The sequence below is a fragment of the Anaerococcoides asporogena genome (assembly GCF_029590275.1).
GTDB lineage: Bacteria > Bacillota > Clostridia > Clostridiales > Clostridiaceae > JG1575.
Map to the genome: position 1 here is coordinate 2,252,578 of NZ_CP120965.1, position 20,360 is coordinate 2,272,937.

Annotated in this window: 18 protein-coding genes; 3 read left to right on the forward strand and 15 right to left on the reverse strand. The window is 49.2% G+C overall.

All coding sequences use genetic code 11. The features are described from left to right. Positions 1-7: 7 nt before the first annotated feature. From P6M73_RS10390 to P6M73_RS10400, 3 genes are all read right to left on the reverse strand, one after another. Positions 8-1,315, reverse strand: a complete 1,308-nt coding sequence (locus P6M73_RS10390) for a Na+/H+ antiporter family protein (RefSeq protein ID WP_277852989.1) — start codon at positions 1,313-1,315, stop codon at positions 8-10. 177 nt (positions 1,316-1,492) lie between these two features. Then, entirely contained in the window at positions 1,493-3,520 is a 2,028-nt protein-coding gene (gene hutU / locus P6M73_RS10395) for a urocanate hydratase (RefSeq protein ID WP_277852990.1), read from the reverse strand. 166 nt (positions 3,521-3,686) lie between these two features. Continuing rightward, a complete protein-coding gene (locus tag P6M73_RS10400; RefSeq protein ID WP_277852991.1) occupies positions 3,687-6,389 on the reverse strand; it encodes a BTAD domain-containing putative transcriptional regulator in 2,703 nt (900 codons plus the stop codon). A gap of 144 nt (positions 6,390-6,533) precedes the next feature. On the opposite strand from P6M73_RS10400, the gene P6M73_RS10405 reads away from it, so the two are divergent. Continuing rightward, the gene (locus tag P6M73_RS10405) at positions 6,534-7,619 is read left to right on the forward strand and encodes a M24 family metallopeptidase (RefSeq protein WP_277852992.1); all 1,086 of its coding nucleotides are present in this window, start codon (positions 6,534-6,536) and stop codon (positions 7,617-7,619) included. A gap of 196 nt (positions 7,620-7,815) precedes the next feature. Here the strand turns inward: P6M73_RS10405 and ygiD are convergent, their stop codons facing one another. From ygiD to P6M73_RS10460, 12 genes are all read right to left on the reverse strand, one after another. Further along, complete coding sequence (gene ygiD / locus P6M73_RS10410) at positions 7,816-8,577, reverse strand: 4,5-DOPA-extradiol-dioxygenase (RefSeq protein ID WP_277852993.1); 762 nt, start codon at positions 8,575-8,577, stop codon at positions 7,816-7,818. 190 nt (positions 8,578-8,767) lie between these two features. After that, positions 8,768-9,571 carry a histidine racemase CntK family protein gene (locus tag P6M73_RS10415; protein ID WP_277852994.1) on the reverse strand — a complete coding sequence of 268 codons (804 nt, stop codon included), beginning with the start codon at positions 9,569-9,571 and terminating at the stop codon, positions 8,768-8,770. A gap of 288 nt (positions 9,572-9,859) precedes the next feature. Then, positions 9,860-10,513 (reverse strand): SIMPL domain-containing protein, encoded by a 654-nt coding sequence (locus P6M73_RS10420; RefSeq protein ID WP_277852995.1) that lies wholly within the window; start codon positions 10,511-10,513, stop codon positions 9,860-9,862. Positions 10,514-10,727: 214 nt separating this feature from the next. Continuing rightward, on the reverse strand, positions 10,728-11,708 hold the full coding sequence (gene lplA, locus P6M73_RS10425; RefSeq protein ID WP_277852996.1) for a lipoate--protein ligase: 981 nt from the start codon (positions 11,706-11,708) through the stop codon (positions 10,728-10,730). Further along, positions 11,705-12,238 carry a lipoyl synthase gene (locus tag P6M73_RS16845; RefSeq protein WP_347276272.1) on the reverse strand — a complete coding sequence of 178 codons (534 nt, stop codon included), beginning with the start codon at positions 12,236-12,238 and terminating at the stop codon, positions 11,705-11,707. The genes lplA and P6M73_RS16845 overlap by 4 nt, the downstream gene beginning before the upstream one ends. Beyond that, positions 12,178-12,579, reverse strand: coding sequence for a radical SAM protein (locus tag P6M73_RS16850; protein WP_347276273.1), 402 nt, complete (start codon positions 12,577-12,579; stop codon positions 12,178-12,180). The genes P6M73_RS16845 and P6M73_RS16850 overlap by 61 nt, the downstream gene beginning before the upstream one ends. Before the next feature lie 2 nt (positions 12,580-12,581). Next, complete coding sequence (locus P6M73_RS10435; protein WP_277852997.1) at positions 12,582-12,818, reverse strand: lipoyl domain-containing protein; 237 nt, start codon at positions 12,816-12,818, stop codon at positions 12,582-12,584. 129 nt (positions 12,819-12,947) lie between these two features. Continuing rightward, positions 12,948-13,874, reverse strand: a complete 927-nt coding sequence (locus tag P6M73_RS10440) for a lipoate--protein ligase family protein (RefSeq protein ID WP_277852998.1) — start codon at positions 13,872-13,874, stop codon at positions 12,948-12,950. Positions 13,875-14,294: 420 nt separating this feature from the next. Then, complete coding sequence (locus tag P6M73_RS10445; RefSeq protein ID WP_277852999.1) at positions 14,295-14,987, reverse strand: P-II family nitrogen regulator; 693 nt, start codon at positions 14,985-14,987, stop codon at positions 14,295-14,297. Further along, on the reverse strand, positions 14,977-16,467 hold the full coding sequence (locus P6M73_RS10450) for a DUF1538 domain-containing protein (RefSeq protein WP_277853000.1): 1,491 nt from the start codon (positions 16,465-16,467) through the stop codon (positions 14,977-14,979). The genes P6M73_RS10445 and P6M73_RS10450 overlap by 11 nt, the downstream gene beginning before the upstream one ends. Before the next feature lie 637 nt (positions 16,468-17,104). Further along, complete coding sequence (locus tag P6M73_RS10455) at positions 17,105-17,641, reverse strand: hypothetical protein (RefSeq protein ID WP_277853001.1); 537 nt, start codon at positions 17,639-17,641, stop codon at positions 17,105-17,107. Between the two features lie 39 nt (positions 17,642-17,680). After that, a complete protein-coding gene (locus P6M73_RS10460) occupies positions 17,681-18,808 on the reverse strand; it encodes a pyridoxal-phosphate-dependent aminotransferase family protein (protein ID WP_277853002.1) in 1,128 nt (375 codons plus the stop codon). A 330-nt stretch (positions 18,809-19,138) separates the two neighbouring features. Here P6M73_RS10460 and P6M73_RS10465 point away from each other — a divergent pair, with 330 nt between their 5' ends. Then, positions 19,139-19,399, forward strand: coding sequence for an HPr family phosphocarrier protein (locus P6M73_RS10465; RefSeq protein WP_277853003.1), 261 nt, complete (start codon positions 19,139-19,141; stop codon positions 19,397-19,399). A gap of 128 nt (positions 19,400-19,527) precedes the next feature. Next, a complete protein-coding gene (locus P6M73_RS10470; RefSeq protein ID WP_277853004.1) occupies positions 19,528-20,109 on the forward strand; it encodes a HutD family protein in 582 nt (193 codons plus the stop codon). The last annotated feature ends 251 nt before the right edge of the window (positions 20,110-20,360 follow it).

The following is a 20,360-nucleotide window of genomic DNA, read 5'->3' on the forward strand; positions in this document are numbered from 1 at the left end:
TGTTCTGTTACAGAAGGAAGGCTGCCGCAAAGGTTCCAAATACGATCAGCGGGATATTGTAGTGAAGGAAAGTCGGAACGCAGGTATCCCAAATGTGGTCGTGCTGTCCATCGGCATTGAGTCCTGATGTGGGTCCCAGCGTCGAGTCAGAAGCCGGTGATCCGGCATCACCCAGCGCGCCGGCAACAGCAATCAGGCTGGCAATGGCGAGGGGGGAGAAACCGAGCTGAGCGGCCAGGGGAACGAAGATGGCAGCGACGATCGGAATCGTTCCGAAGGAAGTTCCAATTCCCATAGTGACGACAAGTCCAATGAGCAGGATGATGAATGCCGAGATGACTTTGCTGCCGCCCATGATCGCAACAGAAGCGTTAACCAGTGAGGGTATGCCGCCTGTCTCACGCAGGACATTGGCATATCCGGCAGCTACCAGCATAACGAAAGCAATGAAGCCCATGAGTCCGATACCGGAGTTCATGATCTTATCCAGTTCGCTGAGCTTGAAGGAACCGAACAGCATCATGACAAACAGAGCAGCCAGAGCACCCAGCGGAAGTCCGCCGCCCAGCAGCTGAATCGCGAAGGCCGCGACAGCGCCGACAATGGCACCCCACTGTCCCATGGTCAGTCCACTCTTGGAAAGATCCTCTTCCTTAACTTCTGTGATTTGGACATCGGCATAATTGCGATCTCCGCGGTAGCTGAAGAAAACGGCAATCAGAAGACCCAATACCATACCCAGTCCAGGAACCAGAGTCGCCTTCCAGACATCCATCTGGTTGAAAGGTACTCCGGCTTCTGTCATCGCCTTGGAGACGATGCCATGGAAGATCAGGCCGAACCCAACCGGCAGCATAACATAAGGGGCTTTCAGACCAAACGTCAGGGCGCAGGCAGCGGCGCGACGGTCCAGCTTCATTTTATTGAAGAACAGCAGCAGCGGTGGAATCAGGATCGGAATAAAGGCAATGTGCACCGGAATCAGGTTCTGGGACAGCGAGGAAACACCGGCCAGCAGAAGCAGGAAAATCCACTTGCGCTTAAACTCAATTTTAGACAGTTTTCGTACTAAAAGATCCGCAACGCCGGTGTGGGCAATGGCCATGGCCATGGCTCCCAGCAGAATATAGGATAGAGCAGTTTCAGAAGATCCGCCCATTCCGCCGATCAGATTTTTCATGATATCTGGAATCGGCATGCCGGCAAGAAGACCGGCAACGAGTGCGGAAAGCAGAATTGCGATAAGAACGTTGACTTTGACCAGACACAATACAATCATGACTATAACTGATATGAGCACAGGATTTGTTAGCATGTGAGTTTCCCCCATAAATAAATATTTTGGTGATGCTTGAACAATAAGGTCTGTGGTCGTTTTTTTCTTTTGATGTAAAAACCGGATGTCATTTGGATCTTGCTGCAATGCAGGTTCTGATAGCCGGATGGAGAGCACCGGGTGTAACGGGCCGGCGCTCTTCATTCGGAGGTCTGCTTATTCCTGGATCAGCTCCTGAATCTGCTGCTCAACCTTTTCATTGACAAGGTAAGGCAGCGTGATGTGGTCGTGGCCTGCCATGATCTCATTGTATTCCATGGACGTGGTCATGGCGTTTTCATTGCGTGCCCAGGCACGTCTTGCCACACCACCCATTACGTCCCATGGCATAGCGGATTTCAATACTTCGTCGATTCGGGCTGAACCATCCAGTACGCAGCCAAAGCCGCCGTTGATTGATTTTCCGATTCCGACTCCTCCCCCGTTATGCAATGCGATCAGGCTCATGCCGCGCGCAGCGTTTCCGGCAAAGATCTGTGTTGCCTGGTCAGCCATGATGTTCGATCCATCCTTGATATTGGATGTTTCGCGGAATGGCGAATCCGTTCCACCGGTATCGTGGTGGTCGCGGCCGAGCATAACCGGTCCGATTTCACCATTGCGTACCATTTCATTGAACTTCAAGGCGATATCCCGGCGGCCAAGAGCATCGGAGTAGAGAATCCGAGCCTGGGTGCCGACAACCAGCTTGTTCTTCTCCGCATCGCGGATCCAGACCCAATTGTCGCGATCCTGATAGCGGCGATCCGGATCAATGACTTCCATGGCGGCCATATCCGTTTTTCTGAGATCTTCCGGCTTGCCGGAGAGACACACCCAGCGGAAGGGGCCATATCCAAAGTCAAACAGTCGGGGTCCAAGAATATCTTCCACATAGGATGGCCAGATAAAGCCGTCTTTGTCGTCAATTCCATTCTTTGAAATTTCCATGACGCCTGCATCGTAGATTGCTTTCATGAAGGAGTTGCCATAGTCGAAGAAATACGTTCCGCGGGCAGTCAGAGTTTTGATTGCCTCATAATGTTTCTTCAGCGTCTCATCTACCAGCCCATGGAATTTCTCAGGATCCTCAGCCAGCAGTCTGGTGCGTTCTTCAAAAGTTATTCCTGACGGGCAGTAACCTCCGGTGTAGGGTTCATGGCAGGAAGTCTGGTCACTGAGCAGGTCAATGCCGATGTTCTTATCAATGGCATAATACAGCAGATCTACAATGTTTCCATGGAAAGCGATGGATTTGGGTTCTTTGGCTTCCATCGCGGCATAGGCGACCTGGAAGGCTTCTTCGGGTGTCTCCACAACCTGTCCGACCCAACCCTGACTATGACGGGTTGTGATCCGGGAAGCATCAACTTCTGCAATAATACCTACTCCACCGGCGATCTCAACGGCTTTTCCCTGAGCACCACTCATTCCTCCCAGACCGGAGGTGATGAACAGCTTGCCAGCAAGGTTGCCTTCATTGGGAATGCCAAGCACCAGACGTCCGGCGTTAAGCAGCGTGTTGTAGGTTCCATGGACGATTCCCTGAGGTCCGATATACATCCAGCCTCCGGCAGTCATCTGTCCATAGTTCGCTACGCCAAGCGCCTGTGCCCGGTTGTAGTTTTCCAGATCATCGTACATTCCGATCATGAGACCGTTGGTAATAATGACTCTGGGTGCTTCCGGGCGGCTATGGAACAGTCCGACCGGGTGTCCCGAGTAGAGAACCAGGGTTTTATTTTCATCGAGCTGTTCCAGATATTTCTTGATCAGCTGATACTGCATCCAGTTCTGGCAAACAGAACCTGTTTCTCCGTAGGTTACCAGTTCATACGGGTAGAGTGCCACTTCAAAGTCAAGGTTATTGTCAATCATGACCTGGAAGGCTTTTCCTTCAATACAGTTGGATTTGTACTCATCGATGGACTTTCCGTACAAAGCCTCCTTTGGCATGTAGCGATAGCCGTAGATTTTCCCCTTTTCTTCCAGTTCCTGATAAAATTCCTTGGCCATTGCCTCATGATGCTGTTCCGGAATGTAGCGCAGCGCATTCTTCACCGCCAGCAGCTTGTCCGCTTTTGACAGGTTGACTGTCCGCTTGGGTGCACGCCGGATCCCTTCTTTGAATACGGGATATTCCGGTAACGCATCATCCAGACGAATGGTCATCGCATTCTTGATTTGATCGTTGCTCAGATTCATGGGTTCCTCCTTCAGTTTTTGCCCGTTTCCGGGAGAATTTTGTTCATTCACCATCATTGTAAAGGATTATCATCATTTTTGCGTCATTTTTCAGGAAGCTTCTTAAACATTTACACCGTAAAATCCATAATTTTTTAACAAGTTTATTGTTATTTCCTTAACATCGTCAGTTTTTCTGACGAACGCGTACGGCATGGGACAATTGGCGAATCAGTTCCTCTTCTCCCTTCCGATGATCTGCTCTGTGAAAAATCTGAGCGTTGACGAGATGGGTTCTGGCTTTCCGGCTGTCTTTGCGCGAGACGGCAATTAATCCGAGAATCGCTTCCGTCGCCGGCCGTTTCCAATGAGTTCCCAGGATCTGGTATTCAGTCAGTGCTTTTTCGAGAATCCCGTCGGCTTCATCAATTCGGTTGTTCTCCCACAGGAATCGTCCATAATCCGCGTAGAGAATATCCAGACACTTATGGAGTTTCCCGTTCACCAGACCAATCGATTCCTGATAAGCGGCATCTGCCCCTGACAGATCACCCAAGGTTTTGCGGATATGTCCGATGTAATTCAGTGTACCGGCTCTGGCAAGGAAACCGGTTTTCCGATACCAGGACTGTTTCAGAATATCATCTGCCTGGATCAATTTTTCCAGACCCGCTTCCAGATTGCCGATATTGTATTCATACAGCCCGGACAAGCGAAGAACTTCTGCACGCTTCCTCTGATCCGTCCCCCATTCCATCCGCTCGTTCAGTTCTTCCGCCAGTTTGATATAGCGCCCCATCAGGTCCATATCATCTTTTTGAATGCCATAATGAACCACTTCGATGTACCCTTTCAACAGGTATTCCGGATCATTGGCAAACTTGGAGCGGCGAATCACCTCATGGATCAGTTTAATTCCGTCTTCCCTTTTTCCACCGGCGATTAAGTGCCGGCCCATCAGGTAATTGGAAATCAATTCCATTTTAACGGCATCGGGCCCGCTGGAAGACTCGCAATATTCATTCACCTGCTGCACCAGCGTTTTCAGCTGATCATCATACTGACGGCTGTTTTGGTGGAAATGTTCCGGCAGATCATCCGGTTCAATGTCGGTGGGGTACATCTGATCGAACAGGTTCAAGGTTTGCTCGACTTCGCGCAGATGGTGATACAGAAATTTTCCCGTATGCCGGGCCATTTTCCAATGCATAGCCTGATACTGCGATTCCTGTCGGCGCGACAGATTCAGTCCGGCCGTATTTCCCGCAGCCAGTTCATGAAGATGTGTTCGATAAAAGCCTGGAAGCTGATCATACAGCCACTTTTGCAGTGGGGGGTACTTAATTCGAAGCAGTTCGTTTTCTTCTGACAGCAAGCCTCGCATTAAAAGACTGCGCAATATTTTCATCAGGGAGCCCGGTTCCTGGGTATGGATTCTTAGCATCTGCGGAGTAAAACCTGTGGTGTAAATGGAGCAAGCCTCCAACAGGCTCTTCTCCTCTTCGGAAAGTCCGGCAGTAAGCCGCAGAAACAGTCGCTCCGCCTGGCCGGTGGGGTTCAAATATTCTCTGGCCAGCAGCAGGTTTCCCTGACTGTGTTCATAAACCTCTTCAAAGCGATCTTCACTCCAGACGCGATTATCCTTCTCCACGCAGCTTTGAAGATAATGATGCAGTTCCGCCCGTGACAATAACGGAACTTCGATCTGACTCAAATTGTCGTTTTGAACCAGCAGGGCTATGCTGTCATTTCGTCGGAGAAATTCGCGAGTGGCTTCCAGAATGAAAAAGATCCGATTCTGACTGGATGATAAAAAATCCGTCAGATAGATCAGGCTCTTATTATCGATATATTCCAGATTCTCAATCACGCAGATCAGTGGTTTCTCCGGCAGATGGAGCAGAAGCTTGCGAAAGTCTTCCTGCCCTTTTCCCTGGAATTCTCTTGCCCATTTAAGCAGAAAGCCTTCCGGAATCTTCTGATTCGGGCTGTCCAGTCGGATCGAAACAGTCTTTAGATTTAACGGGTCCAGGAAGGACTGAATCAAATCGGTCCGTCCGGAGCCTGGCTCGCCGAAGATGACGACATGTCTCAGACTGGATCCATTCAGAAAGCTTTGGTATTCCTGAGTTAAATTCATTAAAAGACGGGAGCTCTGAAAGCCGGTCACCGGATTCACTTCTGTCTGAACCTTGCGGAATTGAATGAAATCCGCCAGCTTCAAAGTTTCAGGCTCGGGCTCGACCATCAGTTCATCCTTCAGGAGATCCTTCATCCGCTTAAACACAGCCATTGCGTCATTATACTGCTGATTATCCGCATAGTACTGCATTAAGATCCGCAGCGTGTCCTCATCATACGGTTCCGTTTCCAAAATCTGGCGGGCGATGGCAACAATCTCCGGACCGCGTCCCGACTGCTGGACCCGCAGCAGCTGAGCCCGGAGATTGTTCAGCAAAATATTCTGATAAGCGTTCCGGATGGAAAGCAACCAGGATTCATACACCGGGTTGTTTTTCAGGTCTTTGTTCTGCATGAAGATATGGGATGGATAATCTCTATATTCACCTTTCGCATGGGCTTCCACCAGTTCATCCACGTCCTTGAACAGCAGAATATTCCTGTCCAGCAGGATCTTATCCCGTGTTGAAGCGCTGAACAGATCGAATCCCAGAATCTGACGAATTTCATAGAGACTGTTTCGAAGAGAAGATTTCCCTTTATTCGAATCATGCATCGGCCAAAAAACTGACGCTACTTCATCGCGGTCGACCTCCTCCTGAAACAGAAGATAGAACAGTAGTGCCTCCAACTTGTTCTTTCCCAATGTTTTTTCCTTCTGTTCCACCCAAAGCCTGGGCTCACCGAGGAAATTGACATCTACTTGCATATGTCTCCCCCTATCGTCATTTTTCATTTTTATCTTACACCAATGCTTCGATTTTGCCTATCACCAATGGAAGGAGGTGCTTGGGAATCCAAGTTCCTGTTATAATGAATATGATTTTCATTCATTCACATAAAGGAGACTTCTATGAATCATCCAACTAGATTTGATGCCATTTGTCATTTAATGGAAGAGTATGGTGCCGATCAGCTGATCATATCGGATCCATCCACGATCTTTTATCTTACGGGCAGATGGTTCTCACCCGGCGAACGTCTGCTGGTTCTGCTGATCTCGCGCAGGGGCGATACTATGCTGTTCAACAACGAACTGTTCCCTTTGCCCGAAGATGTTGGCCTTCCGGTTGTATGGTATAAGGATACGGATGATTATCTGTCCCGCCTGGCTGGCGCACTGGACGGAGAAGTCATTGCCGTGGACAAAACCTGGCCGGCTCGTTTCCTGCTTCCTTTGATGTCACTATATCCGGCTGCCCGATACATTGTTGCCTCGCCCATCGCCGATGGTGCCCGGCTGTTAAAAGACCCTTCCGAGCAGGTAGCCATGCACGCCGCCTCCAATCTGAACGACAGTGCCATGCATCTGCTGGCCGAGGAAGTCACAGATGGCGTAACGGAAAAGCAGCTTGCCAGAAGACTCATGGAGATTTATGCGGAGCTTGGGTGCGACGGCCCCTCTTTCACTCCGATTGTCGCCTTCGGGGCAAACGGAGCAGATCCTCACCACGAAACGGATGACTCGGTGATTCAGCCCGGAGATACTGTCATTTTCGATATTGGCTGTAAAAAAGATTCCTACAGCTCTGATATGACCAGAACCTATTTCTTCCGGGAAGTTCCCGAAGAAGCCAGCCGAGTTTATGAAATTGTCCGGCAGGCGAATGAACGTGCCATTGCCCAGGCCAGACCCGGCAATCGATTTTCCGATGTGGATCGGGCAGCCCGAGATTTTATTACAGCTCAAGGCTACGGCCCCTACTTCACGCACCGCACCGGTCACGGCATCGGTATTGATGTTCATGAGCCGGAGGATGTCTCCGGGATCAACGATCATCTTCTCAAACCTGGGATGATTTTCTCCATTGAACCCGGAATCTATCTTCCTGGAAAATTCGGTGTACGAATTGAGGATCTCGTACTGATCACGGAGCACGGCTGCGAGGTGCTCAACGAAATCAGCAAGGACCTGACGGTTCTCCCAGCGGCCGAGTAGATTCGAAAAATCCAAAAAGATCCCCATCGGATTATAGGTCATGAGTCAAAATAAAAAGTCATCCTGAACCAAGCAGTGAATGCTTCCCGTCCGGCGGACGGTGAGATCAGGATGACTTTTTTTATTGTCCCCGTAAAGATTGTCTCTCCGGTCTGGTTCAATTCAAGGGAAGCCGTTCGCCTTGAGCGGCTCCCTGTTATCCGATCAGATATCCAGTCATTGAGATCGAGCCCAGTTCACAGGACTCGTTGAAGCAATGGACTGCGTCGGAGTGATCGGCAGCCCCCAAAACATAGAGCAGGGGATAAAAATGATCCGGCGTCGGAACGGCCAGCACCGCGGAGGGACCCAGTGCTTTATAATCAGCGATCTGTTCAAACTGCCCTGCCTGGATCATTGCCTTGATTGTGCCGTCAAATTCGTACGCCCAATCGTACCCGCCTGTGGAGTTCCAGTCAATGCGGCGCAGATTGTGAACGATGTTTCCGCTGCCGATGATGAGTATCCCTTCATCTCTCAGCGGTGCCAGTTCATGACCAAGGCCAAGATGGAATGATCCCGTCTGCGTTCCGTCAATGGATAACTGCACAATGGGGATATCCGCATGGGGGAACATCCATTTCAGCACCGACCAGGTTCCATGATCGATTCCCCAGTCCTCGTTGAAACTGACCGTGTCGCCCAACAGTTCTTTCACCCGCTCAGCCAGCACCGGAGATCCCGGTGCTGGATATCTGACTTGATACAGTTCGGGTGGAAAGCCGTACATATCATAGATTTGCTCCGGAGTTTCTTTTGGATTGATTCTTGTACCTTTGGTATACCAGTGGGCAGACACACACAGGATCGCTTTCGGCTTCAGTTGGCTTCCCAGGCGAATCCATTCCTCCTTGAAGGGATTATCATTGACCGCGTTCATCGGAGATCCGTGTCCGACAAACAAAACTGGCATTTTCATTTTTTATACTCCTTTCATTCGCTGGATCAGAAGACACTTCCGAATCCCCGCGTGCCTTGGTCAGATGGCCGATGTGTATGGAATGAGCCTGACTCCTGTTCCGTGAGAGCAGATGTTTGCTCAACTATTTACAAAACTGTTTGGTTTCACGAATTTCCTGAAGCAGGCTCCCAATGATGTGATTCCTTCTTTAAACTTCAAACTCCTTTGGCAGCTCCGCCCGGAATGGTCCTGTCAGCTTTACTGGTCCGCCCAGAAACAGTTTATTATCCGCCGTCCCTGAAACAGCCAGAATTCCACCGGGTTCGTTGAATTGGATCCTCCACTCCCCAGGATCAGCTTGTTTCAGCCAGGAAGCCAATGCACAGCTGCCTGAGCCGCAGGATGACTCCCAGATATAGGTATCTGTGGATTTTACCCATACCAGTGGGGTCATGAAGTTTTCCGCGGAATCATAGTACATGATGCCAATGGCATCACTGTCACAGTGCTGTGCCAGTTCCCGAATCAGAGCTTCGGCCGCCGGTTTATCGATGGCTTTGTCAATGACCAGTGCATGAGAGATTCCCTCCATCATTACCAGAGGAATCCGACCGTAGCTGCTGGTCTCCACCAAGTCCATGGATCGAATGGCCGGCATCTGAATCTGTGCAGTCTGCTCAGTCGGATCAGCCATTACCTCCAGCACATCGGCTGCTCCCGAGATTCGGATCCCGACTTTCTTCGCGCCATTCTTTTCCGCTCCGGAGTCTGTCCGGGAGACTGTAAACAAGCCAAAGCTTCGAGCGGCATTCCCACAAAATTCGCCCCCCATCATTTCCAAATGACCGGCGCAATCGGCACACTCTTCCATGAAACCGATCTGTTCCAGCTGATGATCATTGTTTTCCAGTAGAAATGTTGAGATGTCGCGATACATTGACCTGGGCAGAACGGTCTGAACCAACCCTGTCATATTCCCTGCAGGATCTGCCACATAGTAGGTGATTTCCATACGTCCTCCTAGAGTAACTATTGATGATTTTCTAATTCAACTTCACTATTTAAACTTTCTTATTGAAGATTCCCTATTGAAAATTCCCTGTTAAATAGATGTTTCGTTCCAAATGTGCCTGGAACTGTCCGGATGGACACCATGTTACATTCTTGAACCCGGATGCTTCTGCCTTTTCAGCGGGAATACGAGTAGTCAGTCTCAGTCCCTAATCATAATGATTCCTGACTTCACGTTTGATTGAACTACTGGTTGAACCCTGCTTGAGTCCTGGATGGGGTCCTGAGCCTACCCTTTGATTTCCCAGATAAACTCGGCAGAATCCGAAACCGAGATGTCCTGAGGTTCGATGGAAGGAGCCATAGCCCGGTCCATAAGCATTTCTTGCTTGGCCATGTAGGTTGTATTGGAATAGAAGTGGATATCACTCCAGGTATAGTCAATTTCTATCAGTTCTCCCAATTCCACACCGGACGCTCGAGCCAGTACCAGAGCCTTGGATCTGGCATTCTGGGCTGCCTGGATTAAAACTTCATCAATGACGGCATTGCGGTCTTTGATGGAAAACCGGATATCCAGATGGCGATTTGTTCTGCTTTGGGCTACTGCGCTCAAAACAGTGGTAAGGCGTTCCTGTTCCCAGTCAAATTCAAGCTGCAAGCCATGTGAGATCCGGTAACCTTCAAAAATCTGAATATAATTATCCCTGCTGTCCCGTTCGGACCGGTATTGGGTGGTGACATCGAACGTAGTAGTCTTTAGCTGATCCGGTTCGAACCCCTCATTTTTCAGTGTATTTTTCAGTTGATCCACGGAAACAGCTGCCTGGTTCATGGCTTCCTGATAACTTAGATCCAAAGATTCGAGCATGAGATCAAGAATCACCTGATCCGGTTTTCTGCTAACCTGGCCTGTTCCTTTGACAGTGATTTTACGATCCATCGTGTCCACTCCTTGTATTTGATACGATCTTTTCTTCATTATAGTCGATCTTTCAGGATTCAGGTAAAAATAAAGAAGATTCGGCGATGCCGGATCTTCTTTATTCATATACTCTCATTAAATGATCCAATGACTATTAAATCTTTCATCGTACAATCCATCATGGAGAGATCATGGCCTGTACTGACTTTCGCCGATCGCCCTCAGTCCTTGACTATGACAATATTGTCTCGACAATTTCCTCCACCGTAATGCCGTATATTGATCCTTCCAGTGCATTAGTTCGCATGGCATCCAGCAGAGCTTCTCGCTCCAGCGGCATCCCTGTCATTACCTGTTCCAGCCGTTCCACTTGTTCATTTCCAAAAAAATCACCGCAGAGCTTTGCATGCCTGATCCGGCTTTTTTCAAATTCCAGCTGAATGGTAATTTTACCGCCGGCGAACCGCCCTGTCCTGGTCAAAGTAAACTTGGGATTGGCTCCGAAACGAAAAGCGTCCGAGCGAAATTTCTCATCAGCCAGCTGCTGGATCTGCCGGCGTTCCTCCCCGGAAAGTTCGTAGGTACTGGTACTCCCGTTCATCATGTACTTCACCATATGCTGTTTAAACACTTCCGGTTCCATAGCAAAGTCCAGGTGATCCTGAATGTTGGTGACCCGGTCACGAACCGATTTGATGCTCTTTGACAGAATCTTGTGAGGGTCAACCTGCGTACTCCGAACCATTTCCTCAATATTTGTCGAAAACAGCGTGGAACCATGGTGAACGGTACATCCATTCAACTTGAACTGGGCATTGCCTGAAAATTTACGTCCTTTGATTACAAGGTCATTGCGCCCGTTGAATTCACAAGGAACATTCAGTTCGTGCAGCGCTTCAATTACCGGTTTGATATAATCCTGAAACTGGATGTCATTCCCCTGCCTATAATCAATAAAGCTGAACTGCCATCCCCCCAGATCGGTATAGATGGTTCCGCCGCCGCTCAGGCGTCTCACTACCTGGATCTCCTTCTCTCTGGCATACTCCAGATCGATCTCTTCGAAAGTATTCTGGTATTTCCCGATCATCAGGGTTGGCTCCGTCCGCCAGAACAGAAAGACAGTATCCTCCAGTTTTTTTTCACTGGCAAAGTAATATTCTGTCGCAAAATTAAAGTATACATCGGTCGAGCCGGTTTCCACATATATCATTCGCTGATCCTGCTTTCCTGCTTTGCGCAAACCAGGGCTTCCTGAGCCCGATAGGAGGATCGAACCAGCGGGCTGGAAGCGACATACCGGAAGCCCATCGCCATCGCTTCCGCTTTCAACCGGTCAAATCCGGCGGGTTCGACAAAGCGATCCAGCGGCCAGTGCTCCGCGGAAGGCTGAAGGTATTGACTGATTGTCAGAATATCACAGCCGGTTGAACGGACATCCTTCATCAGTTCGCTGATTTCCAGATCGGTTTCACCCAGACCAATCATAAAACCGGTTTTCGTCAGAATATGAGGTGCGATGGCTTTGCTGTCAGCCAGGATCTGAAGAGATCTCTGGTACTTAGCCTGTGGCCTGATCTGCGGATACAGACGGGCAGCCATTTCCACATTATGGTTTAATACATCCGGTTTGGAATCCAATAGGACGGCCAAGGCTTCCCGATTTCCCAGCAGATCTGAAATCAAGACTTCGGTGGTAACGCCGGGACAGCGTTTCTTGACCTGACGAACTGTTTCAGCCATATGAGCCGCTCCCCCGTCCGGCAGGTCACCCTGGTTACCTGGGTAATCACGACATGCTCCAGTCCCAGTCGTTCCACCGCTTCTGCCAGATGCAGCGGTTCATCTGGATCCAGTAGGTGAGGCTTGCCGGAGGTAACGTTGCAAAATCGACAGTTTCTGGTGCACTGACTGCCCATAATCATAAAGGTGGCCGTTTTCTTTGAATAGCATTCGCCCAAATTGGGACAATTCGCTTCCTTGCAGACAGTATTGAGCTTCATATCGTGCATCAGCAAGGCAACTTCTTCCACAGCCTCATTGTTAAAAGATACCTTCAGCCACTCCGGTTTTTTTCGCTGCATGGCTACTCGACCTCTGCCAGGATATCGCCCACCTGAACTTCATCGCCTTCTTCCACCAGCTGACTCTTCATTGTCCCATCCCAATCAGCTTCAATCTGATTCACAACCTTATCGGTCTCAACCTCAAAAATCGGCTCTCCCTTGACAAAGGCTTCCCCAGGTTCTTTCAGCCAGGCAGCCAGAACCCCTTTCGTCATTTCAGGTCTTAGCCGGGGCATCGTTAATTGCTTTTTCATCATGAAATCCTCCAGTGAATTTGAGTTGTATTTTTAAGTGTCATCACGACTGATCGAACAATCCTGGTCAGATTCCTTCTCATGGATCCGAACGGACTGATCGGAATTGCAGAACGGTCAAGGTTCTGCCAATCAGATCATCCAGGGGACGAGTTCCTCGTATCCGGTACCGTCCAACGCTTTGAGCAAATCAGCCGGATGGAGCCTGCTTCCTTCCAGCCGCTGAGCCAGCCTGTCAGGGTCCGGCGACTGCCAGCGCGCAATGCGGCCATTCTTCGCCTCATATTCTGCCAGGATATCTTGTCCCTGAATTTGCAGGTTCCGGCTAAAGCCATAACCAGGATTCCGGCCAAAGGTCCATTCCCAATTCTCATACTTTTCTTTGGCCAGCTGTTGAATGATCCTCTGCTCCTGCGGCATCAAGACTGCTTCTGTGACTGAAAAATGCTGTTTCAGAGCCGCCAGCAGCTGTTCTTGAAACGTTTCGACGGGTTGATCCCCAGCAAGGTACTTCTGAATATTGGTCACGAGCCAGGGGACGGATGGCGTTCCCCTGGAAGAAAAATATCTGCGGTGTCCATTGGCCAGTTGGGCCAGCCGGTTCATATCCGTATCATAGAGAAGCGTTCCATGGTGGAGCGTCCGATGACCGGAGCAGCACTGAGCGCTTCCTGATATTTTTTTGCCGCCGATGCCCAGACCGTTCCCGGGAATCAGCTCGGCCGGGACTCCCATGGATTGTAAAACATGTATCATTGGTTCCAGAAAAGCATCATAGGTTATTATCTGATTGGGATGATGGCGGATGATGGCATAATTGATGTTTCCCGGATCATGGAAGACGGTTCCGCCGCCGGTCATGCGCCGGACGAGCCGTACTCCCTGCCGCTGCGCTTCCTGGATGTCAACTTCGGCAAATATATTCTGGTACCTTCCGCAGACTAACGTGGGCTCATTACGCCAAAGCAGCAGAACTTCATCTTTTATCTGCTCAAAAACATACTCTTCCAGCGCCTGATTAAAGAAGGGATCTCTGCTTTGATTCTCAAAATATAGCATTTGCACCTCCTGTTCGGAATTAATGTCTGAAAAGCATCACTGTTTTAATTATTCTATAACGTGAATAGTTCTCAGGCAAAAATTACTTTGCTTAAATTTTGGCTCAATCACTTTTTATGTGGGATTATGATTTTCCCTGTTTACACGGAGAGGTCGACGTGGTAGCCTGACTGACCGACTAGCCCAGCATTTATGCAGCCTAGCGGCAAGGCTGGCGGAACCACGCCGACAGAGGCTCCATGTCAACTTGGGAAAATCCCACAGTTTTTGTGATTGACCCTAAATTTTCTCAAAAAAAGTGACTGACAACATGTCAGTCACTTTTTCCTCGTTATTTCTCACTTCTGAAACTCATTTCAAAGAAAAAGAGTCAGAACCTGCCTTCAATCAGGACTTTTAGCTGTGTCAGGTCCTTCGCGATCAGAGGACGTTCGAATCCTCTGTTCCCTCAGGAACACCATATGCCCGGTTTACGGTTTGCAGAAATATGATCCCATTGCCCGGCTCATCAATTTTCAGCTCCTTTCGGATATGATCCACGATCTGATCCGTCCTCTCGACTCTTGACAGAATCAGAACCACTTCTTTTTCGGGTTCAATATCCATGGAGAACACCCGGCTGATTTCATGAACGCCGGCACCCCTTGCATTGATGACGGTTCCGCCTTTTGATCCGGCCTGTTCCGCGGCCGCAATGACATCCTCGGCTTTGCCTTTGTCGACGATGACATTAATTACATGATACTTTGCTGAATCCAAAAGCTCATCTCCTTCTCTGCTGTCACAGGCAATATTCCTGCTTCCTACGACTTCGCATACTGTGGTGGTGAACGCAATGCCGTGGTTTGGTTTATGAAACTGAAAATGGACATCCATTTCAGCCAGAATTTTGTTGGCCAGGTCCTCTTCCGCTACCAGGTAGACGATGTCTTTGCGGACATCACCCCAGCCGATGAAATCAAGAATCCGACTGTTGGCAGTACCACGTCCAAGCGCAATGGTACCGCCTTTTACGCCGTGACCGCGGGCAAACTTGAGAATCCGTTCCCCTTCTCCGTCATTGACAATAATGTGCATCAGTTCGGTGCGCAAGCCCGGAACATCATGAAGCATTATTCACCGCCTCCTTCTTCGACTTGATTTTAAAGATGATGCCCAAAATTTGAAGTGCCACAATGGGCGTCATGGCCACCATGGCAATCAGCCCGAATCCATCGACCATGACATTGGCTCCCGGCACTGCCTGGGCGGCTCCCTGAGCAAAAGCCAGAATGAATGTGGCCGTCATGGGACCGGAAGCGACTCCCCCAGAGTCGAAGGCAATGCCAACGAACAGCTTGGGCGAAAGATAGGACAGGATGATCGACAGTACATAACCTGGAAGTAAATAATGCCACAGCTGCACCTGGGGAATCAAGATCCGAACAATCGACAGAGCGACTGCCAGCGCAACGCCAATGGCTAATGTTACCATGACGATGTTGCGGCGGACATATCCGCTGGTTACCTCTTCGATCTGATGCGTCAGGACATAGACAGCAGGCTCCGCCAGGATTGTTACCATACCAAGCACAAAGGCGGTTCCGATGATATAGAATCGGTTATCGAGGGAAGCCAGTTCGAATCCTGCGACTCTCCCCACTTCCATAAAGCCTCCGTTTACGCCGAGCATGAACAGGACCAGTCCGATAAATGTAAACACCAGGCCAAACAGAATTTTACGAAAGGCGGAAGTGTGCATCCGAAAGGATACTTTCTGCATGAAGACAAAAATAAGCAGAACCGGCACCAGGGCTAAGGCTATTTCTTTTGAAATCAGGGGCAGTTTCTCAAGAAAGATTGCATAGAACGGGCCACTGACAGAAGTCCCGATCTCCACTTCACCGGATGCCTCGCGCACCTGAAACAGCAGACTCATGACCATGACCCCCAAGATCGCACCGGTGGATGCTATCCCAACGAGTCCAAAGCTGTCTTTTTCGGATGCTTTGCTGTCTTTTTTCAGGCGTGAAACACCCAATGCCAGACCCAGCATGAACGGAACGGTGAGAGCTCCCGTGGTTGCACCGGAAGCATCAAAGGAAATGGCCAGAAATTCCGGTGACATGAACACGGCAAGAACAAAAATAATCCCATACACACCGGTCAACAGCCGGTACAATGGAAAGTTATAGACGATACGAACTAATCCAGAGGTCAGCATCACCGCGATTCCGACGGATACTACAATGAGTATTGATAGTTTTGAGATGGTTCCGCTCGTAACCAGGTCCACCTGATCCGCCAGAATATGCAGATCAGGCTCCGCAATGGAAATGAAAAAGCCGAGAACCAGTCCCCCTGTAATCAGGAGCCACAGTTTATTTGATCTTGCCAGACTGGAACCTAGTCTTTCGCCTATCGGAGTAATTCCGACATCCACACCAAACAGAAAAATAGTCAGTCCCAGGATGATCAGCACCGCGCCGACTAAAAACCGCATCAATACGCCCCCTTCCAAGGGCACTAACGTAAAATTCAGCAGCAGGACAATTCCCACGATGGGAGCTACAGACATGAGAACCTCTTTCAATTTAGCTCCGATTACACTCAAATGACCCCTTCCCTTCTTCTCACGATTTTTTTCAAAAAATCTCAGCTATGGAACACATTATTTTTGATTCTGTCTGTTTCCCTCATGGATATAAATTCACGAGATCCTGGGTTGAAGAGTAAATCTTAATTTCTTATTTCCCCGGGAGATTCAATGAAATTAAAACAGAATACTTGACTGTACTATTTTATCATTTCACTTTTATTATGTCAACTATATAGCTATATTTTTATAATCAAGTCGGGCAGATCGGTCATTCCCTTATACTTTCGGTTGTTTCAAACGGTTAAATCGAATGGTTCAACAGTCACTCCTACCAGCAGACTCCACTTCAGCAGACTCCACTTCCAGAGATGTCATGCCAGAAGACGCCTTCAGAGTTCAACCCAGAATCCGCCTTCGGATGACTTTCTTTAGATGTCTTTTTTTAAGATGCCTTTCAAAATCCACTTCAAGAAAATGCCATTGAAACACTGAAAGAAGAGTGCCTGGTCATGAAATTACCCTCTTTTGCATTTGCGCAGGAACCCAATAAGCCCCTGCAAATCAAATAATTTGATTTGCAGGGGCTGTTGAATACAGGGTATGCTTTCAAGAATGATTGTACGTCATCTTCAGCCGATCCTTCTTCAGCGTTTTAGTCCAGGCCGCTGATGTTAACCCGGAAGGTCATTTTTCGGTTGCCGACTTCATCCTCGAACACAAAGGTGGTATCCGAGTTCAAGGTTGGTTCAAGCAGAAAATTCAGCCGATCATACTGAACACCTGGCAGAGATTTGAATACTTCCGGGAGAAAGGGCCGGGACGATGTCTGGTTCACATTCTTCACCAGCTTCCAGGAACCTTTCTGACTGGGATCCTGCGGGACAGAAATGATGATTTTACCACCGGGGGAGGTTTGCAGGTTAATGTTCGAGAAATCATAGAGATGATGTTCCTGGAGAAATCCAACGCCATCCTTTAAGGCTGCAGCAACGATAACCATTCGTTCTACCGGAGGATTATAGTCGATCTTGAGATCGTTCATGGTTTGCTCCACTTGCTGGATGGGATCCGCCTTCGGATCATAGCTGAACTGGGTGGTTTTCTGACAGGAGGTCAGAAGCAGAAGCATCATCAGACTCAAAAGCCAGAACCTGTTTCGTTTGAACAGTTGATTGGGGTGATTTACCATCAGTTTCTTCCTTTCTTGCATTGATACGGGCAGCCGCGATTATAACTCTTGTCCGGATTGACGGAATGCCTCATCCAGATCGATAGATAAAGAGACTCCCTCCTCCCGGAGTATGACACTAAGCTGCGCCAGCATTTTTATGAATTCACTTTCTTCGGCAATATTATTGCCCATATGGGCAATTCGGACAATATGACCATGCCACTGATTCAGACCGCCAGATAAAATATAGCCGTGATCCTGCATCCGATCCAAAATCCGGTCTCCATCGACTCCATCGGGCAGCAGAATTGCCGTCACGGTGTTCGAACGGTTCTTTTGGGCGAAGATCTCCAGACCGGCCATCTCGATGGCCCGGCGGGTTCTTTGAGCATAGCTGGCATGATGAGCGGCATAATCATGAGACAGAGTCATATCAAGGGCTTCACTCAGGGCATAGACCAGATTCCCGCTTTGAGTATAGGGAAATTCAAATTCTTCTTCCAGAAGGTAGGTCCTAAAATTCGTGTAGTAGGTGCGGACCGGGCTTTGTCGGTTGATCAGAAATTGCGTGGCACGTTCTGATAAAGTGATCGTAGTCAGTCCAACGGGCGCAGACAGGCACTTTTGGGAGCCGCTGATCAGACAGTCGATCTGGGAGCGATCAAAGTCGATGGCTTCTCCGCCCAGTCCGGAAACGGAATCGACAATCGTCATAATTCCGTAGGATCTTAACAAGGCGCCGATGGCATGAATATCCTGACTGACACCGGTGGGCGTTTCACAATGAACCAGTGTTGCAAGCTGGAAATCATGGTCGGATTCGAGGTACGATTTCAGCTCTTCCAGGTCAACCCCAGTCCTCTGATTCAGGTTCCAGCAGACCGGATCTCCCCCATATAGCTTGACGAAATCGGCCAAAAATTGTGAGAACGGACCATTGACCAGACACAGGGCGCGGCTGCCAGGTTCCACAAAGGACGCACACGCACCATCAAGACCGGCCATGGGTTCAGCCAGCATCAGGAAGGTGGCGGCTTTTGTGTTCAGCAGACTGGAAACCTTTCGTTCAGCCTCATGTTGAATTTCCGGGTAATTCCGGTCCAGATCCGTATTGGTAAAATCGCGCACTAAGGCCTGTTGCACCCGTTCCGCGATCGATGTGGGGCCGGCACTCATGATTTTCATAGATTCCCCTCCATTTTTCTTTTGTTTATTTACTTGTCCAAGGATTGCCGTTCCATTGTTCACAGCTCAATTGCTCGAAAGCTCGACTGTTCCAGTGTATGATTCATAAAGGACTGCGACCGGTGCGGCAACCGCCAAGGGACGCAAGCTCATTGGATGGATTAATTATAGCATACCGACAACGTCTGAGAAGTGCATGAAACCGCACCGTTCGGCACAATTCCTTGATCCGTCCAGGTAATTTTGGGATCGGAGTGAAAATCCTTGAACTTCATTTTCTTTTGCTTTATTCTGAATTTAACATAAAGCGTTCGAGCAAGGAGGAGCATTTTGGTCCAAAGAGAAGTTATCGTTGTGAATGAGTCAGGAATTCATGCACGCCCTGCCGCGGCCGTAGTCAATTTTGTCAAAAGCTTCAAGGGCACCGTGGACGTCACCCACAACAACAAGAGGGGAAACCTGAAAAGCATTATTTCAATTATGTCACTCGGAATGAGAAAAGGATCCGCCCTGGTTCTGGATATCGAAGGTGAAGACGAAGAGCAGTTTGCGGATCGCCTGGTGAACTTCATCTCAAGCCTGGAAGGGTAAACCGAACTGCAGCCAAGTGGTTCAACCGCCGTTGGAGGAGGATCTGACACAGCAGTTACAAGTGTCCCGTCATCATGGGGCACATTCCCTTGATCCGCGAGCAAACCCAAGATTTCGGAGGAATGAATATGGAAATCCAAGTATTAAAACCAGAACAGTTTAAAACTACAGCCTGGTCCGGCGGAGTAACACGGGAAATCCTGATTTATCCCCCCGGAGCAGAATATGGCCGTCGTAATTTCCTATACCGCGTCAGTACAGCCATTGTGGAGTCCCGAGAATCAGGGTTTACAGACCTCCCGGCCTATAACCGCTTCATTATCCCATTGAACGGAGAACTCCATTTATCAATCGATCAGGTCCGCCACATCATCGAACCATTGTCGGTATTTCACTTTGACGGTGGCGCCAGTACCACCTCACTGTCCCGCCAGAATCTCCAGGATCTCAATCTGATGGTTTTAAAAAACTATCCAGCGGACGTGCGCATTGTCAAACCCTCGGAATGGGATGAGCTGGATCTGGAGTTTGATCACATCATCGTGCGGTTGAAGACGGATGCATCCGGTCACTTTACGGAGATCAAAGACGCAATGTACGTGCCCAGAGGTCGAGTGCTGTCTGGCCCCGTTCTGTCCGAACAGGAACTGGCAGTCGTGATGCAGCTTCCCGACCCTGCGGAAGGTCCGATGGAAGAAGCGTTGGACTAGAGACCCGATTTGATCCGAACGTCCTGGTTCCAGGCGAGTTCAAGCCGATACCGCTTTGATGTCAGCTGTCCCGAATCCAGCAGACGAACTGAATAAAGGCAAAAAGGCAGTCAGTAATCTTCTGTGGATTTCTGACTGCCTTTGTTCATGGACGGAGGTCCCGTCCGGTGTCCAAGTGGAGATCTGCTGGTGGACGCGATGAATTCACCGGAGATTATTCATGATAATGAAAGATTTACATCGTGTTCAGA

Coding starts and splice junctions, on each gene's coding strand:
- P6M73_RS10460 (WP_277853002.1), bottom strand. CDS start 18,808: ATGAAAATCATGAGTGCCGGCCCCACATCGATCGCGGAACGGGTGCAA.
- P6M73_RS10390 (WP_277852989.1), bottom strand. CDS start 1,315: ATGCTAACAAATCCTGTGCTCATATCAGTTATAGTCATGATTGTATTG.
- P6M73_RS10435 (WP_277852997.1), bottom strand. CDS start 12,818: ATGATGAAAAAGCAATTAACGATGCCCCGGCTAAGACCTGAAATGACG.
- P6M73_RS10400 (WP_277852991.1), bottom strand. CDS start 6,389: ATGCAAGTAGATGTCAATTTCCTCGGTGAGCCCAGGCTTTGGGTGGAA.
- P6M73_RS10445 (WP_277852999.1), bottom strand. CDS start 14,987: ATGCTTCATGATGTTCCGGGCTTGCGCACCGAACTGATGCACATTATT.
- P6M73_RS10455 (WP_277853001.1), bottom strand. CDS start 17,641: ATGGTAAATCACCCCAATCAACTGTTCAAACGAAACAGGTTCTGGCTT.
- P6M73_RS10440 (WP_277852998.1), bottom strand. CDS start 13,874: ATGCTATATTTTGAGAATCAAAGCAGAGATCCCTTCTTTAATCAGGCG.
- ygiD (WP_277852993.1), bottom strand. CDS start 8,577: ATGAAAATGCCAGTTTTGTTTGTCGGACACGGATCTCCGATGAACGCG.
- P6M73_RS10415 (WP_277852994.1), bottom strand. CDS start 9,571: ATGGAAATCACCTACTATGTGGCAGATCCTGCAGGGAATATGACAGGG.
- P6M73_RS10420 (WP_277852995.1), bottom strand. CDS start 10,513: ATGGATCGTAAAATCACTGTCAAAGGAACAGGCCAGGTTAGCAGAAAA.
- P6M73_RS16845 (WP_347276272.1), bottom strand. CDS start 12,238: ATGGCTGAAACAGTTCGTCAGGTCAAGAAACGCTGTCCCGGCGTTACC.
- P6M73_RS10405 (WP_277852992.1), top strand. CDS start 6,534: ATGAATCATCCAACTAGATTTGATGCCATTTGTCATTTAATGGAAGAG.
- P6M73_RS16850 (WP_347276273.1), bottom strand. CDS start 12,579: ATGCAGCGAAAAAAACCGGAGTGGCTGAAGGTATCTTTTAACAATGAG.
- P6M73_RS10470 (WP_277853004.1), top strand. CDS start 19,528: ATGGAAATCCAAGTATTAAAACCAGAACAGTTTAAAACTACAGCCTGG.
- lplA (WP_277852996.1), bottom strand. CDS start 11,708: ATGATATATGTGGAAACCGGCTCGACCGATGTATACTTTAATTTTGCG.
- hutU (WP_277852990.1), bottom strand. CDS start 3,520: ATGAATCTGAGCAACGATCAAATCAAGAATGCGATGACCATTCGTCTG.